Source organism: Burkholderia sp. MSMB1826 (genome assembly GCF_001526325.1).
In the GTDB taxonomy this organism is placed as follows: domain Bacteria; phylum Pseudomonadota; class Gammaproteobacteria; order Burkholderiales; family Burkholderiaceae; genus Burkholderia.
In genome coordinates, this window is record NZ_LOYN01000058.1 from 194,897 (window position 1) to 216,633 (window position 21,737).

At 68.0% G+C, this 21,737-nt stretch carries 20 protein-coding genes; 9 read left to right on the forward strand and 11 right to left on the reverse strand.

From position 1 onward, the window contains the following. Positions 1-11: 11 nt before the first annotated feature. The 6 genes from WS95_RS31820 to WS95_RS31845 form a co-directional block, all read right to left on the reverse strand. Positions 12-380 (reverse strand): copper-binding protein, encoded by a 369-nt coding sequence (locus WS95_RS31820; RefSeq protein ID WP_059828154.1) that lies wholly within the window; start codon positions 378-380, stop codon positions 12-14. After that, positions 377-3,583: an efflux RND transporter permease subunit gene (locus WS95_RS31825; protein ID WP_059828156.1), complete on the reverse strand. Its 3,207-nt coding sequence runs from the start codon at positions 3,581-3,583 to the stop codon at positions 377-379. The genes WS95_RS31820 and WS95_RS31825 overlap by 4 nt, the downstream gene beginning before the upstream one ends. Continuing rightward, positions 3,580-5,103 carry an efflux RND transporter periplasmic adaptor subunit gene (locus tag WS95_RS31830; RefSeq protein WP_059828260.1) on the reverse strand — a complete coding sequence of 508 codons (1,524 nt, stop codon included), beginning with the start codon at positions 5,101-5,103 and terminating at the stop codon, positions 3,580-3,582. Before WS95_RS31830 ends, WS95_RS31825 begins: the two co-directional genes overlap by 4 nt. Before the next feature lie 11 nt (positions 5,104-5,114). Then, positions 5,115-6,407: a TolC family protein gene (locus WS95_RS31835; protein ID WP_059828158.1), complete on the reverse strand. Its 1,293-nt coding sequence runs from the start codon at positions 6,405-6,407 to the stop codon at positions 5,115-5,117. Between the two features lie 91 nt (positions 6,408-6,498). Then, positions 6,499-6,888: a hypothetical protein gene (locus tag WS95_RS31840; RefSeq protein ID WP_059828160.1), complete on the reverse strand. Its 390-nt coding sequence runs from the start codon at positions 6,886-6,888 to the stop codon at positions 6,499-6,501. A gap of 87 nt (positions 6,889-6,975) precedes the next feature. Next, entirely contained in the window at positions 6,976-7,608 is a 633-nt protein-coding gene (locus tag WS95_RS31845; protein ID WP_059828167.1) for a glutathione S-transferase C-terminal domain-containing protein, read from the reverse strand. A gap of 136 nt (positions 7,609-7,744) precedes the next feature. Here WS95_RS31845 and WS95_RS31850 point away from each other — a divergent pair, with 136 nt between their 5' ends. From WS95_RS31850 to WS95_RS31865, 4 genes are all read left to right on the forward strand, one after another. Then, entirely contained in the window at positions 7,745-8,131 is a 387-nt protein-coding gene (locus WS95_RS31850; protein WP_059828169.1) for a winged helix-turn-helix transcriptional regulator, read from the forward strand. A gap of 22 nt (positions 8,132-8,153) precedes the next feature. Further along, the gene (locus tag WS95_RS31855) at positions 8,154-8,522 is read left to right on the forward strand and encodes a hypothetical protein (protein ID WP_034205592.1); all 369 of its coding nucleotides are present in this window, start codon (positions 8,154-8,156) and stop codon (positions 8,520-8,522) included. 214 nt (positions 8,523-8,736) lie between these two features. Continuing rightward, the gene (locus WS95_RS31860) at positions 8,737-10,128 is read left to right on the forward strand and encodes an MFS transporter (protein ID WP_059828171.1); all 1,392 of its coding nucleotides are present in this window, start codon (positions 8,737-8,739) and stop codon (positions 10,126-10,128) included. A 544-nt stretch (positions 10,129-10,672) separates the two neighbouring features. Continuing rightward, positions 10,673-11,578 carry a helix-turn-helix transcriptional regulator gene (locus WS95_RS31865; RefSeq protein WP_059828173.1) on the forward strand — a complete coding sequence of 302 codons (906 nt, stop codon included), beginning with the start codon at positions 10,673-10,675 and terminating at the stop codon, positions 11,576-11,578. Here WS95_RS31865 and WS95_RS31870 read toward each other — a convergent pair. The 3 genes from WS95_RS31870 to WS95_RS31880 all read right to left on the reverse strand — a co-directional run bounded on the left by WS95_RS31870 (position 11,565) and on the right by WS95_RS31880 (position 13,788). Continuing rightward, positions 11,565-11,999 (reverse strand): GNAT family N-acetyltransferase, encoded by a 435-nt coding sequence (locus WS95_RS31870; RefSeq protein WP_059828180.1) that lies wholly within the window; start codon positions 11,997-11,999, stop codon positions 11,565-11,567. The two genes, WS95_RS31865 and WS95_RS31870, sit on opposite strands and share 14 nt — an antisense overlap. 234 nt (positions 12,000-12,233) lie before the next feature. Next, positions 12,234-12,434 carry a hypothetical protein gene (locus WS95_RS31875; RefSeq protein WP_059828182.1) on the reverse strand — a complete coding sequence of 67 codons (201 nt, stop codon included), beginning with the start codon at positions 12,432-12,434 and terminating at the stop codon, positions 12,234-12,236. 34 nt (positions 12,435-12,468) lie between these two features. Continuing rightward, complete coding sequence (locus WS95_RS31880) at positions 12,469-13,788, reverse strand: DUF3422 family protein (protein ID WP_059828183.1); 1,320 nt, start codon at positions 13,786-13,788, stop codon at positions 12,469-12,471. A gap of 160 nt (positions 13,789-13,948) precedes the next feature. Here WS95_RS31880 and WS95_RS31885 point away from each other — a divergent pair, with 160 nt between their 5' ends. Further along, on the forward strand, positions 13,949-14,824 hold the full coding sequence (locus WS95_RS31885; protein WP_034205597.1) for a LysR family transcriptional regulator: 876 nt from the start codon (positions 13,949-13,951) through the stop codon (positions 14,822-14,824). Positions 14,825-14,851: 27 nt separating this feature from the next. Here WS95_RS31885 and WS95_RS31890 read toward each other — a convergent pair whose 3' ends face one another. Next, the gene (locus WS95_RS31890) at positions 14,852-15,418 is read right to left on the reverse strand and encodes a hypothetical protein (protein ID WP_059828185.1); all 567 of its coding nucleotides are present in this window, start codon (positions 15,416-15,418) and stop codon (positions 14,852-14,854) included. Positions 15,419-15,796: 378 nt separating this feature from the next. Further along, on the reverse strand, positions 15,797-16,810 hold the full coding sequence (locus WS95_RS31895; protein ID WP_236872742.1) for a LysR family transcriptional regulator: 1,014 nt from the start codon (positions 16,808-16,810) through the stop codon (positions 15,797-15,799). A gap of 326 nt (positions 16,811-17,136) precedes the next feature. Here WS95_RS31895 and fae point away from each other — a divergent pair, with 326 nt between their 5' ends. The 4 genes from fae (at position 17,137) to WS95_RS31915 (ending at position 21,724) form a co-directional block, all read left to right on the forward strand. Then, a complete protein-coding gene (gene fae / locus WS95_RS31900) occupies positions 17,137-17,661 on the forward strand; it encodes a formaldehyde-activating enzyme (protein WP_059501795.1) in 525 nt (174 codons plus the stop codon). Positions 17,662-17,716: 55 nt separating this feature from the next. Further along, positions 17,717-18,739 carry an aldo/keto reductase gene (locus tag WS95_RS31905; protein ID WP_059828187.1) on the forward strand — a complete coding sequence of 341 codons (1,023 nt, stop codon included), beginning with the start codon at positions 17,717-17,719 and terminating at the stop codon, positions 18,737-18,739. Between the two features lie 22 nt (positions 18,740-18,761). After that, positions 18,762-20,213 carry an NAD-dependent succinate-semialdehyde dehydrogenase gene (locus tag WS95_RS31910; protein ID WP_059828189.1) on the forward strand — a complete coding sequence of 484 codons (1,452 nt, stop codon included), beginning with the start codon at positions 18,762-18,764 and terminating at the stop codon, positions 20,211-20,213. Positions 20,214-20,350: 137 nt separating this feature from the next. Further along, the gene (locus WS95_RS31915) at positions 20,351-21,724 is read left to right on the forward strand and encodes an MFS transporter (protein ID WP_059828191.1); all 1,374 of its coding nucleotides are present in this window, start codon (positions 20,351-20,353) and stop codon (positions 21,722-21,724) included. The last annotated feature ends 13 nt before the right edge of the window (positions 21,725-21,737 follow it).

Sequence of the window (21,737 nt, forward strand, 5' to 3'; positions counted from 1 at the left end):
CATCCGGACGATCAGGATTCCTTGACGAGCCTGACGATCGTCAGCGTGCCATCGACCTTCTCGATCCGCACCTTTACCTTGTCGCCCGCATGTGCGTGCGCGAGCATCGCCGCATCCTTTGCCTTGAACGCCATCGTCATCGGCGGCATCCCGACGTTCTCCAGCGCGCCGTGCTTCAGCGTGATCCGGCCGCTCGCGGCATCGACCTTCTTCACTTCGGCGTCCGTCAGCGCGGCGTTCGATTCCGTCGCGCCGTCCGACGACATCTTCATGGCGGACATGTCCATGCCCGACATGTCGCCGGCGGCAACGGCCGGGACGGCGAAAGCGCCGCACGCGAGAACGGTGGCAGCGGTGGCGATCAATTGATTCATCTTCATCGTGATTCTCCGGTGGGAATGGATGGCACGTTCGTGCCGGAAGGAACTGCATCGGAATGCCGCGTGCGACTCGCGCTTCGCGCACGACGGCGCTGAAGCAGAAGCCACGCGGCGGGAATGACGAACATCGACAGCAGTGGCGCCGTGACCATGCCGCCTACCATCGGCGCGGCGATGCGCTGCATGACTTCGGAACCGGCGCCGTGACCGATCATGATCGGCACGAGCCCGGCGAGCACGACGGCGACCGTCATGGCCTTCGGGCGTACACGCAGCACCGCGCCTTCGCGAATCGCGTCGAGCAGCAACGCATCGGTCAGCGGTTCGCCGGCATCGAGCCGGCGTTGCAGCGCGCCCTTCAGGTACAGCAGCATCACGACGCCGAATTCGGCGGCCACGCCCGCCAGCGCGATGAAGCCGACCGACGTCGCGACGGACACCGCATGGCCGAGCGCCCACACCAGCCAGAACCCGCCGACCAGCGCGAACGGCACCGTCGACATCAGCAGCAACGCATCGGCTGCCGAATCGAACGTGACGAACAGCAGCACGAAGATCACGACGAGCGTGACGGGCACGACGGTGCGCAGCGTCGCCGCCGCGCGTTCGAGATACTCGAACTGCCCCGACCATGCGATCGAATAGCCGGGCGGCAACGCGACCCGATGCGCGACGGCCTGCTGCATCGCACGGACGGCCGTGCCCAGGTCCGTGCCGCGAAGATCGACGTACACGTAGCCGGACAGCCGCGCGTTCTCGCTGCGGATCATCGGCGGCCCATCGGCGATCGCGACATGCGCGACGTCGCCGAGGCGGATCTGCGCGCCGCGCGCGGTCACGATCGGCAGTTGCCGCAGATTCTCGAGCGAATCACGGATCTCGCGCGGATAGCGAATGTTGATCGGAAAGCGCTCGCGCCCCGCGACCACTTCGCCCACCTCCTCGCCGCCGATCGCCGACGACACGACCGACTGGATATCGGCAACCGACAACCCGTAACGCGCGGCGGCAAGCCGGTCGATGTCGACGTCGATGTAGCGGCCGCCGTTCAGCCGCTCCGCGAGCGCGGAAGTCACGCCCCGCACGTGCTTCACGGCGGCCTCGACCTGCGTCGCGATCGTGTCGATCCCCGCCAGGTCCGGCCCCGAGATCTTCACGCCGACCGGCGTCTTGATCCCGGTGGACAGCATGTCGAGCCGGTTGCGGATCGGCGGCACCCATACGTTCGACAGGCCCGGCACCTTCACCGTTCGGTCGAGTTCGTCGACGAGTTTCTGCGGCGTCATGCCGGGCCGCCATGCGCTGCGCGGCTTGAACCGGATCGTCGTCTCGAACATTTCGAGGGGCGCCGGATCGGTTGCCGTATCGGCGCGGCCCGACTTGCCGAACACCGTGTCGACCTCGGGCACGGTCTTGATCAGCCGGTCGGTCTGCTGCAGCAATTCGCTCGCCTTGTCCGCCGAGATACCCGGCAGCGCGGTCGGCATGTACAGCAAATCGCCTTCGTCGAGCGGCGGCATGAATTCGCCGCCGAGCCGCGACAACGGCACGGCAGTCAGCACAAGCGCGACGACCGCGATACCGATCGCGGCCCACGGGCGCCGCAGCGTCGCTTCGAGCCACGGCCGATACAGGCGGATCAGCACGCGGTTGATCGGGTTCGCGTGCTCGTGCGGAATGCGGCCGCGCACGAGATAGCCCATCAGCACGGGCACCAGCGTCACCGATAGCCCAGCGGCGGCGGCAATCGTGTAGGTCTTCGTGAACGCGAGCGGCGCGAACAGCTTGCCCTCCTGCCCTTCCAGCGAAAACACCGGCACGAACGACAGCGTGATGATCAGCAACGAAAAGAACAGCGCGGGACCCACTTCCGCAGCAGACGCCGCCACGAGTTCCCAGCGCCGCGCGGTCGCGATCGGCTCGCCGGGATGCGCGCGGTCGTGCGCTTCCAGATGCTTGTGCGCGTTCTCGATCATCACGATAGCGGCGTCGATCATCGCGCCGATCGCGATCGCAATCCCGCCGAGCGACATCAGGTTCGCGTTCACGCCCTGGTGGCGCATCACGATGAACGCGGCCAGCACGCCGAGCGGCAGCGACAGGATCGCGACCAGCGCGCTGCGCAGATGGAACAGAAACACCGCGCAGACGATGCCGACGATCACGAACTCCTCGATCAGCTTGTCCGTCAGGCTGTCGACCGCGCGCGCGATCAGTTGCGAACGGTCGTAGGTCGTGACGATCTCGACGCCGGCCGGCAGCGAACGCTTCAGGTCGGCGAGCTTCGCCTTCACCGCGTCGATCGTCGTCAGCGCGTTCTTGCCCGAGCGCATCACGACGACGCCGCCCGTCACCTCGCCCTGCCCGTTCAACTCCGCGATGCCGCGCCGCATCGCCGGGCCGACCTGGATGCGCGCGACGTCGCCGAGCAGGACCGGCGTGCCGGTGTCGTCGGTGCGCAGCACGACGTGACGGAAATCGTCGAGCGTGCGCAGGTAGCCGGACGACCGCACCATGTACTCCGACTCGGCCAGCTCGACGACCGAGCCGCCGGACGCCTGGTTGGCCTTGCCCAGCGCCTCCGCGACCGCCGCCTGCGTGATGCCGTACGCGCGCAGCTTGTCCGGATCCAGCACGACCTGGTACTGGCGCACCATGCCGCCGATGCTCGCCACTTCCGATACGTCCGGCACGGCCTTCAGCTCGAACTTCAGGAACCAGTCGTTGAGCGCGCGCAGTTGGCCGGGATCGTGACGGCCGGTGCGATCGACGAGCGCGTATTCGTATACCCAGCCGACGCCGGTCGCATCGGGCCCGAGCGACACGGTCGCGCCGGCCGGCAGCCGGCTCTGCACCTGGCTCAGGTATTCGAGCACGCGCGAACGCGCCCAGTACGGATCGGTGCGATCGTCGAACAGCACGTAGACGAACGCGTCGCCGAACGACGAGTATGCGCGCACGGTTTTCGCGCCCGGCACGCCGAGCAGCGTCGTCGTCAGCGGATAAGTCACCTGATCCTCGACGACCTGCGGCGCCTTGCCCGGATACGACGCCTTCACGATCACCTGCGTGTCCGACAGGTCGGGTAATGCGTCGAGCGGCGTCTGTCGCAGCGAATGCACGCCCCATGCCGCGAGCAGCACGGTGGCCAGCAGCACCAGAAACCGGTGATGGACGGACCAATGAATGATGCGCGCGATCATCGCTCGCCTCCCTGCGGCTCGACCTTCGTCAGCCGGTAGCCGTCGTCGGCCTGCGTAAACGCGAAGCGCACGGTCTGGCCCGGCTTCACGTCCGGAAACGCGTGCGCAGACGGCTTGCCGAACGCCATCGTCATCGCGCCCCAGCCAAGCGCCGGCACCGGCTGATGCGAGAACGTGATGTCGTCGGCCGTGATCTTCTCCACCTTGCCGGTGGTTTCATAGACCGGCGCGGTTGCCGGCGCGGGCGAGGCGGCCGAGCTTGCGCCTGCCGCCCGCTCCAGCCGCGGCAGCACGCTTTTCAGGCTGGCTTCCGAATCGATCAGGAACTGCCCCGACGCGACGACCGTGTCGCCTTCGTTCAGCCCGTCGAGCACTTCCGTGTCGCCGCCGACGTCGTTGCCGACCGTCACCGACACTGGCTGCAGCCGGCCGTCGCCCTGCTTCGCGATGACGATCGTGCGCCGGCCGGTCGCGATCACCGCCTCGGACGGCACCAGCAGGCGCGACACCGTCTCGTTCTCGGCGACCCGCACGCGCATCAGCATGCCGGGCGTGAGCTTCAGCGACGCGTTGTCGATCTCCACGCGCGCCTGCAACGTACGGCTGCCCGTGCTGATGCCGGGCAGCACCTCGCGGATGCGGCCGCCGAAATGCCGGGCCGGATCGCCGGCGAACGTCGCGTCGACCGACATGCCCGGCTGCACGTTCAAGGCGAGCGCTTCCGGCACCTCGACGATCAGCCACAGCGTCGACAGCCCGGCGATCTTCACGAGTGTCTGACCGGGCGCGACCATCGCGCCGTCGCGCACGTTCAGCTCGCTGACGACGCCGGCCTCCGGCGCGCTCAGCACGACGTGCGTCTGCGCGCGGCCGGTGCGGTCGAGGGCCGCGATCATCCCGTCCGGGATCGACAGCGCACGCATCCGTGCGCGCGCTGCATCGAGCACGCTGCCGTCCATCCCGCCGCGCTTCAGCGCGAGATACTCCTCCTGCGGCGCGAGCCAGTCGGGCACGAACAGCGATGCGACCGGCGCGCCCTTCGCGATGCGCTGCATCGGCGCACGCGCATACAGACGATCGATGTAGCCCGTCACGCGCGACTGCACGACCACCGCGCGCGCTTCGTCGAACTGCGTGGTGCCTACCGCGTCGAAGCCGGCCGCCGTCTGCCGCCGACGCACGGTCGCATAGCGGATGCCGAGGTTCTGCTGCAGGCCCGGATCGATCCGGACGCCTGCGGCGGCACCGCCTTCGTCCGCATAGACCGGCTGCAACTGCATGTCCATGAACGGCGATTTGCCCGGTTTGTCGAAGTGCTGGTTCGGCACCATCGGGTCGTGCCAGTACAGCACCTTGCGTGAGGCCTGCTGAGCCGGCACGCCCGACGGCGCGCCGGCGGGCATGGCGACCGTCGCCGCGCCGCCCGTCGCATGGCGAACGCCCGCGAAATAGCCGGCGCCGGCGAGCGCCGCGCCGGCGGACGCGATCAGCGCCGCACGCATCAGTGATTGCGTTGTCATGAGCGTCTCCTTCACTGCGCGGCGGCCATCGCCGACGGCACGACCTGATATTCGAGCTGCGCCCAGGTCTGCGAGACCTCGCGCCTGAGATCGAGCACCTGCAACTGCGCGTCGAGTTGTGCACGCCGCGCGGCGAACGTGTCGGCGAGCGACCCCGTGCCGGCCCGGTACGCGGCCGTCGCGAGCTGCACGCGCTGCTCGGCGGCCGGCAACAGCGCGGCACCCAGCTGCGCGATACGTTCGCGGCCGCTCGCCAACGTGTCGGATTGCGTGCGGATGTCGGCCTCAACCTCGCACAACGTGTCCTCGTACATCAGGCGCGCCTTCGTCGCGAGCGCCGCCTTTTCGGCGACGTCGCGGCTCTGGCGATTCTTGCGATTGAGCGGCAGCGGGATCGAGACGCCGACCGACACCATGTTCGAATACGCTCCGCCGCGCTGCTGGTACGCGATTTCCCACGTCCAGTTGGGGCTGCGCTCGCTGTTCGCGACCGCGACGTCGGCTTCGGCCACCGCGATATCGTCCGCGGCGGCGACGAGCGCCGGCTGCGACAGGCGCAGCTCGTCCGGCGGCAACGACGAGACGAACGATTCGGGCGCGGGCGGCGTACCCGCCACGTCCGTCACGGGCGCCGCCGTCCAGCGGGCCAGCGCGACGAGCGCGGTGCGATACGCCTGCTGCGCCTTGAGCACCTGGTCCTGCGTCTGTGCGAGCATCGCGCGGGCCTGCACGACGTCGCCCGCGCTCGCCTTCGCGCCGCGATACGACGCCTGCGTCGCGTCGAGTTCATGGTTCATGTGACCGAGCAGCGCCTGCTGAAGCGCGAGCGCCTGCTTCGCATAAACGGCATCCAGCCACGCCGTCGCTGTCTGCCGGCGCACGGCCGCCAGTTGCAGGAGATAGCCCGCGCGCTCGCGGCCGACCTGCTCGTCGGCCAGCGCGGTGCGCAGCCGCCGCTTGTCGCCGGACACCCATTCCTGCTCGATGCCGATACGGCGCATCGTCATGAAGTCCTGGCCGACGGTGAAGCGCTGCCCGCCGTTGATCGGCAAGTTGTCGATACCGGCCTTGAGCATCGGGTCCGGCAACTGGCCGGCCTTGACGGCCGCTTCGGAACGCGCGAGCACGGAAGCCTGTGCGGCCCGCATCGACGCGGAACGATCGGTGGCGGACTGCAGCGCCGCATCCAGCGTCAGCGGCGCCTGTTGCGCGTGAACGGCGCCCGCCACCAGCAGCGCGGCCCATGGCACGGGCGTGCGCCGACATGCACGCGGCATGGCCAGCGTGCGGAAAGTGAATGACATGGTGTAACCCCAAATCGGAACCCAAAGGGATTCCACGTCCTGCGCACAGGACGAACCTCACCGCGTACGCGGCGAACCGGTCAAATCGGGATCAGCTGATGCGTGGAGGGCGCCACAACCCGTTCGGGTCGCGGACCGGGATGGACTGCGTGTAGTGGAAGACGATCGTGCTGGTGAATGCAGCGGGGCGGCTGATGCCGGAGCGGGCGGTCGGGTGGTAGAGACTGCCGAACTGGCATTGGGCCGTCACCTTGCAGGCCATGCCCTTGGCTTTGGCCTTCGCGCGATCGGCGGATGACGACTGCATCGAATCGCAGTCGCTCATGTCGGCGGACATGGCCATGTTCATCGTGCCCGTGCCCGCCTCCATCGGCATCGTGTGCTGCATCGGACATTCACCGGTCAGGCCGCTGGCTGCCAGCCCACTGATGGGCAGCACCGCGCACAGCAGCAACAGGATGAAGGTCCGAAACAGTTTCATGGCGGCGATTATAGCGCGGCCCGTCGCGGCATGACGCTGCGTCGCGTCGGCGAAACGACGCGCCTCCCCCGCCACGGCCGCCGCACGTCATCGCAGCAGATCGTCCGCCGCCAGCACGGCCTGCACCGCCGGCCGCCCGCGCACGCGCTCGTACCACGCACGCAGATGCGCATGCCGGCTCAGGTCGATATCCGCGTTGTACACGGAACGCATCCAGTCGGCCTTGCCCCAGCCGGTCAGTGCGAACAGGTACGCATCGGCGACCGTGAACGTGCCGCCGGTAACGAACGTCCTGCCGTCGAGCTGGCGATCGATCCACGCGAAGCGACCGTCGAGCTTCTGCCGTGCGGGCTCGACGTACTTCCCCGCCTGCACCGCATACAGCAGCGGGATGAAGCCCTTGTGGATCTCGGTGCCGAGAAAGTTCAGCCATTCCATCAGCCGGTAGCGCGCGAGCGTGCCGTAAGCGGGCGCAAGCGCAGCCTCCGGGCGCTGGTCGGCGAGATACTGGGCGATCACCGGCCCTTCGCGCAGCATCGTGCCGTCGTCGAGTTCGAGCAGCGGCACGTAGCCGAGTTCGGTCACGTCGTAGTAGTTGCGGCCGTCTTCGACGACATGCTTGCGCGCGTCAACCTTGACGATCTCGGCGTCGAATCCGCCTTCGCGCAGCACGATGCAGATCGCCTGCGAGCAGCTGCCGGGAGCGTGATAGAGCTTCATGCGTTTCCTTGGTGGGTGGTCCATGTATCGATTCGCCGCGACGCGGGCGCTAATATCTCGCATCGGCGCAGCGCCGGGAAGACGGCAGTCGTTTGTGCCGTAGTCACAAAAAATTTACCGACCAGGATTCGGCACGATGAAAACGAGTGCGACAGGATGTTCCGTTGAAGAAGCGATGCGCCTGCTCGGCGGCCGCTGGCGGCTGCTGCTGGTGTCGTATCTGCTCGACGGGCCGCGCCGCTTCAGCGACCTGCGGCGCGACATGCCGGGCATCTCGCAGCGCATGCTGACGCTCGACCTGCGCGCACTGGAAGACGCGGGGCTCGTGCGGCGGACCGTCTATCCGGAAGTGCCGGTGCGCGTCGAGTACGATCTCACCGCGGACGGCGACCGGCTGCGGCCGGTGGTCGACGTCATGCGCGAATTCGGGCTGTGGCTGAAGGCGCGCGACGCGCACGCCGACGCGATGCCCGACGGCGCGGCTGCGGTCGACACGACGACGCACGCTCACACTCACCCCTAACCCTTCGGCAGGAACTTCGTTCATGGAACTTCACGCTACCGTCGGCGCGGCCACGTCCGACCTCGACGACGACGAAAGCTTCGCCAACATCTACTGTCACGATGCGGAGCAGGACTATTGCTTCGCGCTGTCGCGCTTTCCGGACGACACGCTGATCGAAGTGATGGTGCGCGACCAGCTCAACGTGCGCGTCAAGGATCTGTCGGTGCGGCTGACGGACGATACGATCGACGTCGAGATCGAGCCGGGCATCGCCGCACGTCTCGACGGCCACACGCGTTACGTGATTCATCTCGCGCCCGGCCAGTACGATCCGGTCACGCTGCGCGCCGCGTTGAAGGAAATCTTCGTCGGCAAGAACGGCTATCGCGACGACGGCACGCGCGGCTGAACGGTCGCCCGGCCGCTCTCGTTTCGTGACGACGCCGACACACGCCTGTCGGCGTCCGTTCCCACATATTGAGCGTCGAGCGTCCCATTAATGGGGATGCCTGCCCAAATGTTGACGCACGCCGCACCACGGTTCTAACGTTCGCCCCAACGCCATTCGATTCGGCCGCCTCGTTCGCGAGCGCCGGCCGGCGCATAGAACACAGGAGACGACCGTGGCCCAATCCGCGTCACGCACCCATGCCACCCCGAACGCGCGGCCGTCCGCGCACACCGGTCCCTCATCGGAATCCGCCGCCCGCGCGACCGTGGCAGCGGCCCCCGCCACGCCGCCGAGCCGCAAGCGGCTGCTGATCCTCGCGCTGCTGTTCGTCACCGTCGTGATCAACTATCTCGACCGCAGCAACCTGTCGATCGCCGCGCCCGAGCTGTTCAAGGAACTGAACATCGATCCGGTCCGCGCGGGCCTCGTGTTCTCCGCGTTCGGCTGGACCTATGCGCTGATGCAGATCCCGGGCGGCTGGCTCGTCGACAAAGTGTCGCCGCGCGTGCTGTATGCGGGTGCGCTCGCGCTGTGGTCTGCCGCGACGCTGCTGCTCGGTTTCGCCGGTTCGTTCGTCGGGCTCATCGTGCTGCGTCTTGCGGTCGGCGCGCTGGAAGCGCCGGCCTATCCGATCAACAACCGCGTGGTGACGACGTGGTTCCCGACCCGCGAGCGCGCGAGCGCGATCGGCGGCTACACGTCGGGACAATTCGTCGGCCTCGCGTTCCTCACGCCGGTGCTCGCGTGGCTGCAGGCGCATCTCGGCTGGCACATGGTGTTCGTCGCGACCGGCCTCGCCGGCATCGCGTGGGCCGCGATCTGGTATGCGGTATATCGCGAGCCGCGCGCGTTTCGCGGCGTCAATGCGGCCGAAATCGCGCTGATCCGCGACGGCGGCGGGCTCGTCGATCTCGAGGACCGCGTCGCGGCGCGCAGCGAACGCACGCCGTCGACGTGGCGCGACCTCGGCGTCGTACTCGGCCGGCGCAAGCTGTGGGGCATCTACGTCGGCCAGTTCGCGCTGAATTCGACGCTGTGGTTCTTCCTCACGTGGTTTCCGACCTATCTCGTCAAGTATCGCGGGATGGACTTCATCAAGTCGGGCTTCCTCGCATCGCTGCCGTTCCTCGCCGCGTTCGTCGGCGTGCTCTGCTCGGGCGTGCTGTCGGACTGGCTGATGCGGCGCGGCGCCTCGCAAGGCTTCGCGCGCAAGCTGCCGATCATCTCGGGGCTGCTGATCTCGACCTGCATCATCGGCGCGAACTACGTGAGCTCCACCGGCTGGGTGATCGCATTCATGACGATCGCCTTTTTCGGCAACGGCTTCGCGTCGATCACGTGGTCGCTCGTGTCGGGGCTCGCGCCCGCGCGGCTGCTCGGCCTCACGGGCGGCGTATTCAACCTGATCGGCAACCTGTCCGCGATCGCGACGCCGATCGTGATCGGGCTGCTGGTCGACGGCGCGGACTTCTCGCGCGCGATCACCTACATCGCCACGATGGCGCTCGCGGGCAGCCTGTCGTACGGGCTGCTCGTCGGCAAGGTCGAGCGCATCGACGCATGAGCGCACGAGGGCGGCACATGCGCGCCGCCCTGCTCGATCGCTGCGCCCGCGCGGCGTCGCCACCGACGACACCCATCGCGGGCGATGGTCGTGAGGATAGCCGACTGCACAGTCGGCGACGCACATGTATCGGTACCGATGCCGACGATCCGCACGTTGCCCGCCGGCCGCTTGTACTCCTCCGAAGTCGCGCGTCTTGACTTCGCCCATGCATGCGCGCGGCGGCAGGTCGTCCGCGCCCGGGGAAGTCGTCGGAACCGTATGTCGCTCGATTGAAAATCGGCGGGGGCACGGTTCGTCGCTTACACTGCTCCCGCATGCCCGCTTCGGAATGACCCGCGACGTTTTACGGGGCGAACGGATCGGCAGACGCCTGCCGGTATTTCCCCCTGATGACGTCCGTCGCGGCAAGCGCTAGAATCCAGCCGCTTCAAGGCCCTGCTTCCGCCAACGACGGGCGGCCGTTCCGATGCCCGGCCCTCGCGCGCGCTTTTTTCGTATCGGGGGACGTGCATGATGGGCGGAACAGTCCCTTGGTAACCGCATGCTGCTCAACGTGAACGCCTCCCACCGCGACGACGATCGCTTCAACGTATCGTTCAAGACATTGGGCAAGCTGATCGAGACGGTCGGCACGCCGCATTTCGTGCCGCGCCTCACGCAACTGCTGAACGACATCGTGCCGCTCGACGTCGCGCACGTCGAACGTTCGCGCGTCGACGGCACGATGCCCACCGGCTACCGTTGCGAATGGATCGGCAGCAGCGGCATCGGCGCCGCGTCCGCCGACATCTCCGACGTGATGACGCTCTACTACGAGCGCTTTCTCGACAGCGACCCGCTGTTCGCGGGGCTGCGCGGCAAGACGGGCACGATGCTCGTCGTGCGCGACATCGACGCGATTCCGCCCGGCGAATTCCGCCAGCGGCTGTTCGACGACGTGCATATCGGGCATGAATGCGTGCTCGCGCGCGGCACGCGCTATTCGCAGCATTCGATCGCACTGGAGCGCGGCCGCGATCGGCCGCCGTTCACGCTCGCCGAAATGAACCGCTTCCGCAGCATCAGCGACATGCTGTTTCCGCTGCTCGAACTGCATGCGTCGACCACTGCCGCGCGGCGCATCGCGCACGCGGCGCCCGACGTCCATCCGCTCGCGCAATTCGATGCGCGGCTCGCGGCCGACGGCGTGAAGCTGTCGAAACGCGAATACGAAACCTGCAAGCACCTGCTCTCCGGCAAGACCGTGCCGGAAACCGCCGGGATTCTCGGCGTGCGCATCGCGTCGGCCGAATCGTACGTGAAGCGCGCATTCGCGAAGCTCGGCGTGCGCACGAAGCGCGAACTCGCCGCGTGGGGCGCGGCGACTGCCGTACTCCCCGTCTCTGGATCGCGTACCGGGTCGCATAGCGAACGGGCGGGCTGCCCGCTGCCGCTCAAAGCACCTTGACCATGAACACGCGCGCCGCGCCTTCCGGCTCGCACGGCACTTCGCCGAACGTCTCGTAACCGTGCTTCCGGTAGAAATCCGGCGCCTGGAACGAGATCGTGTACAGCACCGCACGCGCGCAACCGCGCCGCTTCGCTTCCGCTTCCGCCTCGCGCAGCAGCCGGCTGCCGAAGCCGCCGCCGCGCAGCGAGTCGGGCAGATAGAACAGGTCAATGAAGAACAGGCCGAGCGACGTCCGGCCGGTGAGGCCGCCCAATACCTCGCCGGTCGCGGAGTCGGTCACGTAGATGTCGAGCGCGGATGCATCGGCGCGCCCCGTCATCGCATGGTTGAATTCGCCGAGCTTGCGGCTGATGAAGTCTCGGGCGGCCGGTTGACCGGTATCGGTCAATTGCAGGGTGACGTCGGGATCGGGTGTCATCGGGCGAACGCGGAGTGAATGGAGCGCCGGGCGTGCGGCACCCGCGGCGGGCGGGCATCGCACGACTATAGCGCGACGTCGTGCGCTCACGCCACCGCGAACGCCATCGCCATCGCCATCGCCATCGCCATCGCCGTCACCGTCGCCGTCGCCATCGCCAGGCCGAGACGACTACGCCGTCTCACTCGAACGCAACGCCCTCGCTACGTCGATACGATGCGCAGGAAACGCGCGTCAGTTGTACCCGAGGATTGCCACCGCCGCGACCTCCGGCCGATCGATCGTACCGCCGACGAGCGACGTCGTCGGCTCCTGCAGCACGGCCTGATACGAGCTCACGCGCACGTCTTCCGGTGCGCCGGTTTCATCCCGGGCCGGTTCGTCGAAGGCGTCGATACCGCTGAAGCATGCGTGTTGCGTTTGCATGAAAGTCATCTCCACTCCTTTGCTTTGATATGTCGTTAATGTTCTAGCCGGCCCGCTTCAACGCGACCGCATGCACGGGCTCCCCGCCATGCGCCGCTTCGGACCGCGCAAGCTGCGCACGCGTGCGCCGCGTGATGTGGATCACCGCGAACACGACCGGCGCGATCAGCAGCCCTTCCGCCAGTTCCGGATCGACCGGCAGGTTCATCACGTGCAGCGCCTTGAACGCCGCCGTCGCGAGCGACAGCACGTAGTACGAAATGGCGGCCACCGACAGCCCTTCGACCGCGTGCTGCAAATGAAGCTGGTTGCGCGCGGTGCGCTCCATGCCGGCCAGCAGCCGCGTGACGTCCTTTTCCTGCGCGAGATTCACGCGGGTGCGCAGCAGGTCGACCGCACGCGCGATCCGCGCGGCGATCTGTTCGTGGCGCGCCCATACGCTGCGGCACGTTTCCATCGCCGGCGCGAAGCGCCGTTCCATGAATTCGGCGATCGTCGGCATCCCTTCGATACGCTCCTCGCGCAACTCCTGGATGCGCGCCAGCACGAGCTTCTCGTATGCGCGCGACGCGCTGAAGCGCGCCCCCGATCCCGACAACGATTCGACCCGCACCGCGAGATGCGTGAGCTTGACGAGCAGCGCCGCGTCGTCGCCGTCGGCGCCGCTCGCGTCCATCCGCTGCATCAACGCATGCAGCGCCGCGTGAATCTCGTCGAGCTCGCGGCTCATCCGGCGTGCGACCGGCAGCGCAAGCAGCGCCATCATCCGGTACGTCTCGATTTCGTACAGACGCTGCAACAGCCGGCCCCCCTGCTCCTCGCGGAAATCCTCGTCGACGACGAGAAAGCGCATGAAGCCGTCGTCGCGCACGTGCCAGTCGCAGAACACCTTGCCGCCGCCGAGCACGCGGCTGCCGACGAGCGCGGGCCCGTCGATCCAGCGCCGCAGATCGCCGCACACGAGCCGCGCGGCGTCGCCCGACAGCAGCTCCATCCGCACCGCGACGAAGCGGATGCCGGCCAGTCGCGCGAACCACGCGGCCGGAATGCCGGCGATCGCGACATCGTCGAAATAACCGGTGTCGCGACGCGGCGCGACGAACGTGAAGGTCGAGAATTCGGTGTGGCGCTCCCACTTCAGGTGCCAGCCGCACGGCGAGCGCACCGCATGGTGCGTCGCGCCTTCATGCGGCGCGTCGATGCCCGTGTCGCGACACAGCGCGTGCAGCAGCGTTTCGTGGATGTCGGGCTGGCCGTCCGCGTAGATCGCGTAATGCGTGAGCGACACCGCTTCGGCGAGCCGCAGGAACGGCCGGGCATGCAATTCCGCGGCCAGTGCGGCGCGCAACGGATGGTCCATCATCGATTCACCACGCTTTCCTGTTCAGTCCCGCACGCCGGACGTCCGGCCCGAGCGCCGCGCCATGCTCGGGCGATGCGCAAACGTGATGGCACTATGGCAGACACGCAGCAACAATAAAAACGCATAATGCTGATCGTTACGTTCAGTTTTCCTGATACCCATGAAGATGCTCGATCACGACGTACTGGCCACCGTCGTCGCCGTCGCGGAAACCGGCAACATGACCCGCGCGGCCGAGGCCGTGAACCGCTCGCAGTCGGCGGTGAGCATGCAGATCAAGAGCCTGGAGGACGCGATCGGCCGGCCGCTGTTCGTGCGCAAGCCGCGCAGCATCGTGCTGACGCGCGAGGGCGAGGTGCTGCTGGGATTCGCCAGACGAATGCTGGCGCTGCGCGACGAGGCATGGGCGGCCGTGGTGCGGCCGGAGGTGACCGGCAAGGTCGTGATCGGCGTGCCGGACGACTATGCGTCGTCGCTGCTGCCGTCGGTGCTGAAAAAATTCTCCGCGACCTATCCGAAGGTCGAGATCCAGGTGATGGGGCTGCCGAGCAGCGCGCTCGCGCCGCTGATCAAGGAGGGCACCGTCGATCTCGTATGCGGGACGCGCATCAAGGGGCTCACCGGCGACTTCATCCGCCACGAGCCGATGGCGTGGGCCGCGATGACGAACGGGCCGCGCGTCTGGGAGGAACGGCCGTTGCCGATCGCGGTGTTCATGCCGGGCAGCGTCGCGCGCGAGAACGCGATCCGCAGCCTCGAACGCGCGAAAGTGCCGTACCGCACGTCGTATGAAAGCCCGAGCCTGCTCGGGCTGCTCAGCATGGTCGAAGCCGGCCTCGCGGTCGCGCCGCTCGCCCGCTGCGCGATTCCCGCGCAACTGTCGATGCTCGGCCGCTCGCACGGCTTGCCCGACCTGCCGCCGCTCGAGCTGATCCTCGCGCGCAGCACCAAGTCGAAACGGCCGCCGTGCGACTTCCTCGCGGAACAATTGATGGAAGACCTGCAACGGCAGACCGGACAGGCCGGCGACGCGTGAGCCCGGCCGCGCCCGCTCGCCGCGGCGTCACCCGTGGGCGCTCGCGCCATGCGCGGCCACGCCCAGTGCCGCATTGACGATGCCGGCCACCGTATCGACGAGCGCTTCCAGCGTGTCGCCGTGCACGTGCCGCCCGGCCGGCGGAACGCGCTCGCTGCGCCGGCCGCCCCACTGCGAACCGGCCGTGACCGACAGCGTCGCGCTGAATCGTTGGCCGTGCCGTCGGCCGAAGATGCCGATGCGCCGCTCGGCGACGTACGCCTGTTCGGGAAGAAACAATCGGATTTCGACCGCCACTTGATCGGGGTCGGCCGCGCACGCGTGCGCATCGAGCGCCGGCGCGCATACTTTGACGATGCGGAACGTCACGTGGGAATCCCACGCGGCAAGCGGCCCGCCGGCCGCGTCGACGCGCTCGGCGTCGACCGACCATTGATGGCGATCGGGCACGCGAATCGCCTGGCGCAACAGCACGTCCGCCGCGCGAACCGTCACCATCAACTGCCGGGCAAGCTGCCTGCCCGACGGCAACGCCGCGGCATGCGCGCGACGGGTAGCCGGGCGCGCGATACGCACTTCTTCCGTAAGGTACATGGGCCCTCCCTGTTCGGGTAGCGCCGCGTTCGACGCAGCGCACAAACGGCCACCGTCGCCGGCCGGCGGACAGCACGGCGGCCGGCGAATCGGCGGCGGATTAGCCGAGCAATCGCCGTTCCCGATTCGGCGGGCGCGCGCCGCGCCCCCCCACCGGCGCGCGATCGGCGGCCGGCGACATCGAATGCGGAAAGGGATGCATGAAGGTCATGACATGGACGCAAGCCGTCCCGACTGTTCGACACGCGCCCAGCTTAGAAGAGACCGTATCAATGCCGTGCAAAAAAACGGGGTTGCCGTGCAAAAAACGGCATGCGCGCCGGGATCGCGCCCCGCGCACGATGTGCATGCGGCGTCACCCGCGTCGCGGGCGCCGCGTTACGCGAACGCCGCGAGCGACGCGCGCCGCCGCTCGTCGACCATCGATTCGATCAGCGAGACGAGATCGTCGGTCAGCGGATCGCAGATGCCGGGCGAGCGATGCAGTTCGAGATCGGCCGCCGGCAGCCGCGGCAGCCCGTCCGCCTCGTCGAGCACGCGCCAGCTCTCGGGCAGCGTGCAGCGATCGATCATCGTCACGGCCGCGCCGTGGTTCACCGCGATCCTGATGCCGGTCGGGCTCTGGCTCGTATAGACGACGTGATACGGCCGCTCGGCCGTCGCGAGCGCCTGCAGCCCGCGTTGCCGGTAGCAGCACGTCTCGGGAAACAGCGCGAGCGGCACCGACGCATCGGGCGCGAGCGCGAAATCGCGATGCGCGGCCCACACGACGTCGTGACGGCCGAGCAGCCGTCCGCCCGCGTTCGGTCCGTGCCGCACGACGAGCGCGACGTCGAGCTCGCCGGCCTGCAGCCGCTCGATCAGTTCGAGCGACGTGCGGCAATGCACGTGCAGGCGTGCGCCCGGCCGCAGCGCATAGAACGACTTCAGCAGGTCGGGCAGCCACAGCTCCGCGTAGTCCTCCGGCAACCCGAAGCGCACGATGCCGCGATCGCTGCTCGCCTGCTTCAGCGCGCGGATCGCGTCGTTCTGCACCTGGATGATCCGTCTCGCGTGGATCAGGAAATTCTCGCCGTCGCGCGACAGTTCGAGCCGCCGGCTGTTGCGCATGAACAGGTGCGTGTCGAGCCGCTCCTCCAGCGTGCGGATGCGCAGGCTGATCGTCGACTGCGTGCGATGCAGTTGCCGGGCCGCCGCGGTGAAGCCGCCGCTTTCGACGACCGCGACGAACGCGCGGATCAGCTCCGGGTCGAGCGACGTCAGTTTCGACCAGTCGGGCTTCGAGAAAACGTCGGACCGCCCCGGGCGCTCCGCCCCGGACGACGCCCCCAGGAGCACGGGCCCCGCCTCGGGGGACCGGCGCAGCGCGCCAGATTTCTCAATGGCAGCCATCGGAATTACTCGCTTTCGAAAATGGAAGGGAACACGAAAGATAGGGCTCGGAGTACGCCGATTGTTGCCCGGATGCACGCGGCCCTCCAACCCCTGCCCGGGTATGACAAACCCGGAGCCGGCACGCGAGCGCCCCTTCGCCGCCGGTGCGCCGCGGCGCGTCACGACGGCCGCCGCGGGCCGCACGGCGGGCACCCGCGCGCCGGGCTCGGGGCTTTCCCGGAGACGACGAAAACTCATACCTCGATCAGGAAACATCGATTCACGGGCCGCATCGCGGCCCACCACAATCGCCTCACCCCCAACCTCATGGACGAGACATTGCAATGACCGCATCCCAATCCAGGCAGCTTTACATCGGCGAAGGCTTCGAAGGCCCCGGCGTCAACCTCGCGCACATCAACGTGCTGGTCGGCCCGCGCAACGGCCCGGCGGGCCAGGCGTTCGCGACCGCGCTCGCGACGCCGTCGGCCGGCCATGCGCCGTTCGTCGTGATCGCGCAGCCGGGCGTACCGACCAAGCCGCTCACGCTGTACGTGAACAAGGCGCAGATCGCCGGCGACTTCCACGGCAATGCCACGTGGGGCGCGTCGCAGGCCGGCATCGCGAAGGCCGTGGCCGAAGCGCTCGAGAACGGCACGCTGCCGCCCGAAGCGGAGAACGACTGGGTCGTCGTGTCGGCGAACTGGGTGAACCCGCAGACCGACGATCTCGATGCCGTGTTCGAGAACAACTACCGCGCATGCCGCAACGCGATCGTCGCGGCGATGGAAGGACTGCCGCACCGCGACGCGGTGTTCGCCGCCGCTCGCGACGTGTCGAACCCGTTCTATACGCCGAAAAAGAACTGACGGAACCGACCGACAACGACAACGCGCGGCCGGCCAGGCCGCATCAGGAGGAAGCATGGAATACGTCCGCCTCGGCCAGTCCGGCCTGAAGGTGTCCCGCCTGTGTCTGGGCACGATGAACATGGGCACGCCCGAGTGGAAGCCGTGGATCTTCGACGAAGCGCAGAGCGAACCGATCGTGCGTCGCGCGCTCGATGCCGGCGTCAACTTCATCGATCTCGCGGATTTCTATTCGACGGGCGTCGGCGAAGAAGTGGTGGGCCGCATCCTGAAGCGCAACGCGCGCCGCGAGGAGCTCGTCGTGACGACCAAGGTCGGCTACGACATGGGCAGCGACCCGAATGCCGGCGGCCATTCGCGCAAGCACGTGCTCGACGGCATCGACGGGTCGCTCAAGCGTCTCGGAATGGATTACGTCGACATCTTCATGCTGCATTTCTTCGACGTGAACACGCCCGTCGAGGAGACGATGAGCACGTTGCACGACATCGTCCGCGCGGGCAAGGCACGCTACATCGGCGTGTCGACGATGTACACGTGGCAGTTCGCGAAGATCATGCAGGCCTGCGAACGAAACGGCTGGGACAAGCCGATCAACATGCAGCTGCAGCTCAATCTCGCGTATCGCGAGGAAGAGCGCGAGATGGTGCCGTACTGCATCGACCAGGGCGTCGGCGTCTCGGTGTTCAGCCCGCTTGCGCGCGGCCTGCTGACCTGCGAGCCGCAATCGACGCGCAACCAGACCGACTTCTTCACCGCGCAGATGTACGGCGACACGTCGTCGCTCGCGATCGCCGCATCGGTCGCGAAGGTCGCGAAGCGGCGCGGCGTGCCGCCCGCGCAGATCGCGCAGGCGTGGGTGCTGAGCCGTCCCGGCGTCGCGAGCATGCTGGTCGGCGCGGATTCCGTCGCGCAGTTCGACAGCGCGCTCGGCGCGCTCGAAACACGGCTCACCGAAGAGGAACTGCACGAGCTGGAGCGCAACTACACGCCGTGCGACCTGATCAACGACTACACGGCCGGCAAGCGCATCGCGCGCGAGCCGCGCCCGGCGCAGGGCAGCTTCGCGGCCGACTGAAGCATTGAAGGAACGACATACGATGAACGAATTTCTGAGGGCCGGCCATTACATCGGCGGCGAATGGCACGAATCGCATGGCGCGAGCGATGCGACCTATCCGGTGCTGAACCCGGCGACCGGCGAGACGATCGCGAAGGTCGCGAAAGGCGGCGCCGACGACACGCAGCGCGCGATCGACGCGGCCGCCCGCGCGTTTCCCGCATGGCGCGCGCTGACCGCGAAGGAGCGCGGCGCACGCGTGAAGCGCTGGGGCGAGCTGATGCTCGAACACCGCGATGCGCTCGCGGAGCTGCTGACGCGCGAACAGGGCAAGCCGCTCGCGGAGGCGCGCGGCGAAGTGGCCTACGCGGCCAGCTTTCTCGAATGGTTCGCGGAAGAAGCGAAGCGCATGTACGGCGACATGATCCCGAGCCCGAAGCCGAATGCGCAGATCGTCGTCACGCGCGAGCCGGTCGGCGTCGTCGCGGCGATCACGCCGTGGAATTTCCCGCTCGCGATGATCACGCGCAAGGCCGGCCCGGCGCTCGCGGCCGGCTGCACGATGGTGCTCAAGCCGTCCGAGGAAACGCCGCTGTCGGCGTTCGCGCTCGCGGTGCTCGCCGAGCGCGCGGGCGTGCCGGCCGGCGTGTTCAACGTGGTGTCGGGCGACGCGGTCGCGATCGGCGAGACGCTGACGAGCTCGCCCGTCGTGCGCAAGCTGTCGTTCACCGGCTCGACGCGGGTCGGCAAGCTGCTCGCGAAGCAGTCGGCCGACACACTGAAGAAGCTGTCGCTCGAACTCGGCGGCAACGCGCCGTTCATCGTGTTCGACGACGCCGATCTCGATGCGGCGGTCGACGGCGCGATCGCGTCGAAGTTCCGCAACACCGGCCAGACCTGCGTGTGCGTGAACCGCTTCCTCGTGCAGGACGGCGTGTACGACGCGTTCACGCGCAAGCTCGCGGACGCCGTGCGCAAGCTGCGGGTCGGCAACGCGCTCGCGGGCGAAGTCGACCAGGGCCCGCTGATCAACGAAGCGGCGCTCGGCAAGGTCGAGCGGCACGTCGCCGACGCCACCGCGAAAGGCGCGAACGTGCTCACCGGCGGCAAGCGCCACGCGCTCGGCGGCACCTTCTACGAGCCGACCGTGCTGACCGGCATGACGCCCGACATGCTGATCGCCGAAGAGGAAACCTTCGGCCCCGTCGCCGGCTGCTTCCGCTTCACGACCGAGGATGAAGCCGTCGCAGCGGCCAACGACACGCCGTTCGGGCTGTCCGCGTATTTCTACACGCGCGACCTCGGCCGCGCATGGCGTGTGTCGGGTGCGCTGGAAAGCGGGATGGTCGGCGTCAACGACGGAATCATCTCGACCGAAGTCGCGCCGTTCGGCGGCGTCAAGCAATCGGGGCTCGGGCGCGAAGGCTCGAAGTACGGCCTCGACGAATACGTGGAGCTCAAGTACACGCTGATGGCCGGCCTCGGCCGCTGAGCGCTGCCCGGCCGCCGCCCGGCGGACGGCTCGCGCCGCGCGCCGTCCGGCTGCGCGGCGCGTCGCACGGTCGCGCCGACGTCGGTTCGTCGCGCACCGCTTGCGACGACGACACACATAACAATCCAGGAGGCTGCTTGAATCAAGCCAACGTTCAATCCGGCACCGCACGCGCGCTGCCGCTGTCGCGCGGCGCCGATGTGCCGCACCGCCCCGTCGCGCTCGACGACGTGCCGCTCAACCGCTTCCACGTGAAGATCGCCGGCCTGACGTTCGGCGCGCATTTCACCGAGGGCTACACGCTCGGCACGATCGGCTATGCGCTCGCCGCACTCGGCAAGCAGATGCCGATCGACGCGTTCTGGATGGGGATGATCGGCAGCTCCGCGCTGATCGGCATCTTCTTCGGCAGCCTCGTGTTCGGCTGGCTGTCCGACCGGATGGGTAGGCAGAAGATCTTCCTGACGAGCTTCGTGATCATCACCGCGGCTGCGTTCGCGCAGTTCTTCGTGAGCTCGCCGCTCGAACTGTGCGTGCTGCGCGTGCTGATCGGCTTCGGGATGGGCGGCGACTTCACGGTCGGCCACGCGATCCTCGCCGAATTTTCGCCGCGCAAGCATCGCGGCGCGTTGCTCGGTTCGTTCAGCGTGATCTGGACGATCGGCTATGTCGCCGCGAACGTGCTCGGCCTCGCGTACAGCGACGCCGCGCCCGATGCATGGCGCTGGCTGCTCGCGTCGGCCGCGCTGCCCGCGCTGATCGTGCTGGTGCTGCGCATCGGCACGCCCGAATCGCCGCGCTGGCTGCTCGGCAAGGGCCGCGTGCAGGAGGCGCGCGCGATCGTCGCGAAGCATTTCGGGCCGCACGTGGTGCTCGACGGTTCGGCCGAACCGCATGCGCACGGCGGCTTCGCGCGACTGTTCCAGCCGGACCTGATTCGCCGCACCGTCTTCAACTGCGCGTTCTTCGTGTGTCTCGTGATTCCGTATTTCGCGATCTACACGTTCCTGCCGACGATCCTGAAGACAATCGGTCTCGCCGAAGGTTTCGGCGCCGACCTCCTGCTGAACGGCTTCCTCGTGCTCGGCGCGCTGATCGGGATCTGGCTCACGATCCGGTTGTCGCGGCGCGGCTTCCTGATCGGTTCGTTCGCGGTGACGTGCGCGTCGCTCGTCGCGCTGGCGGTGCTGCCGTCGTCGGCGGCCGTCGCGATGATCGTCGCGTTCGCGATCTTCACGCTGACGATGTCGGCGTTCAGCAATCTCGTCGGCGTGTTCCCGCCCGAATGCTTCCCGACCGAGGTGCGTGCGAGCGGCGTGGGCCTCGCGATCGCGTGCAGCCGGCTCGGTTCGGCGATCGGCACGTTCCTGCTGCCGGTCGGCATCGCGACGCTCGGCTTTCACGCGACGATGTTCGCGCTGGCCGGCGTGCTGCTGGTCGGGATGCTCGTGTCGATCGCGTGGGCGCCGGAGACCAAGCATCTGACGCTGGAGGAGGCGGCGAGGCATTGAGGCGAGCGCGGTG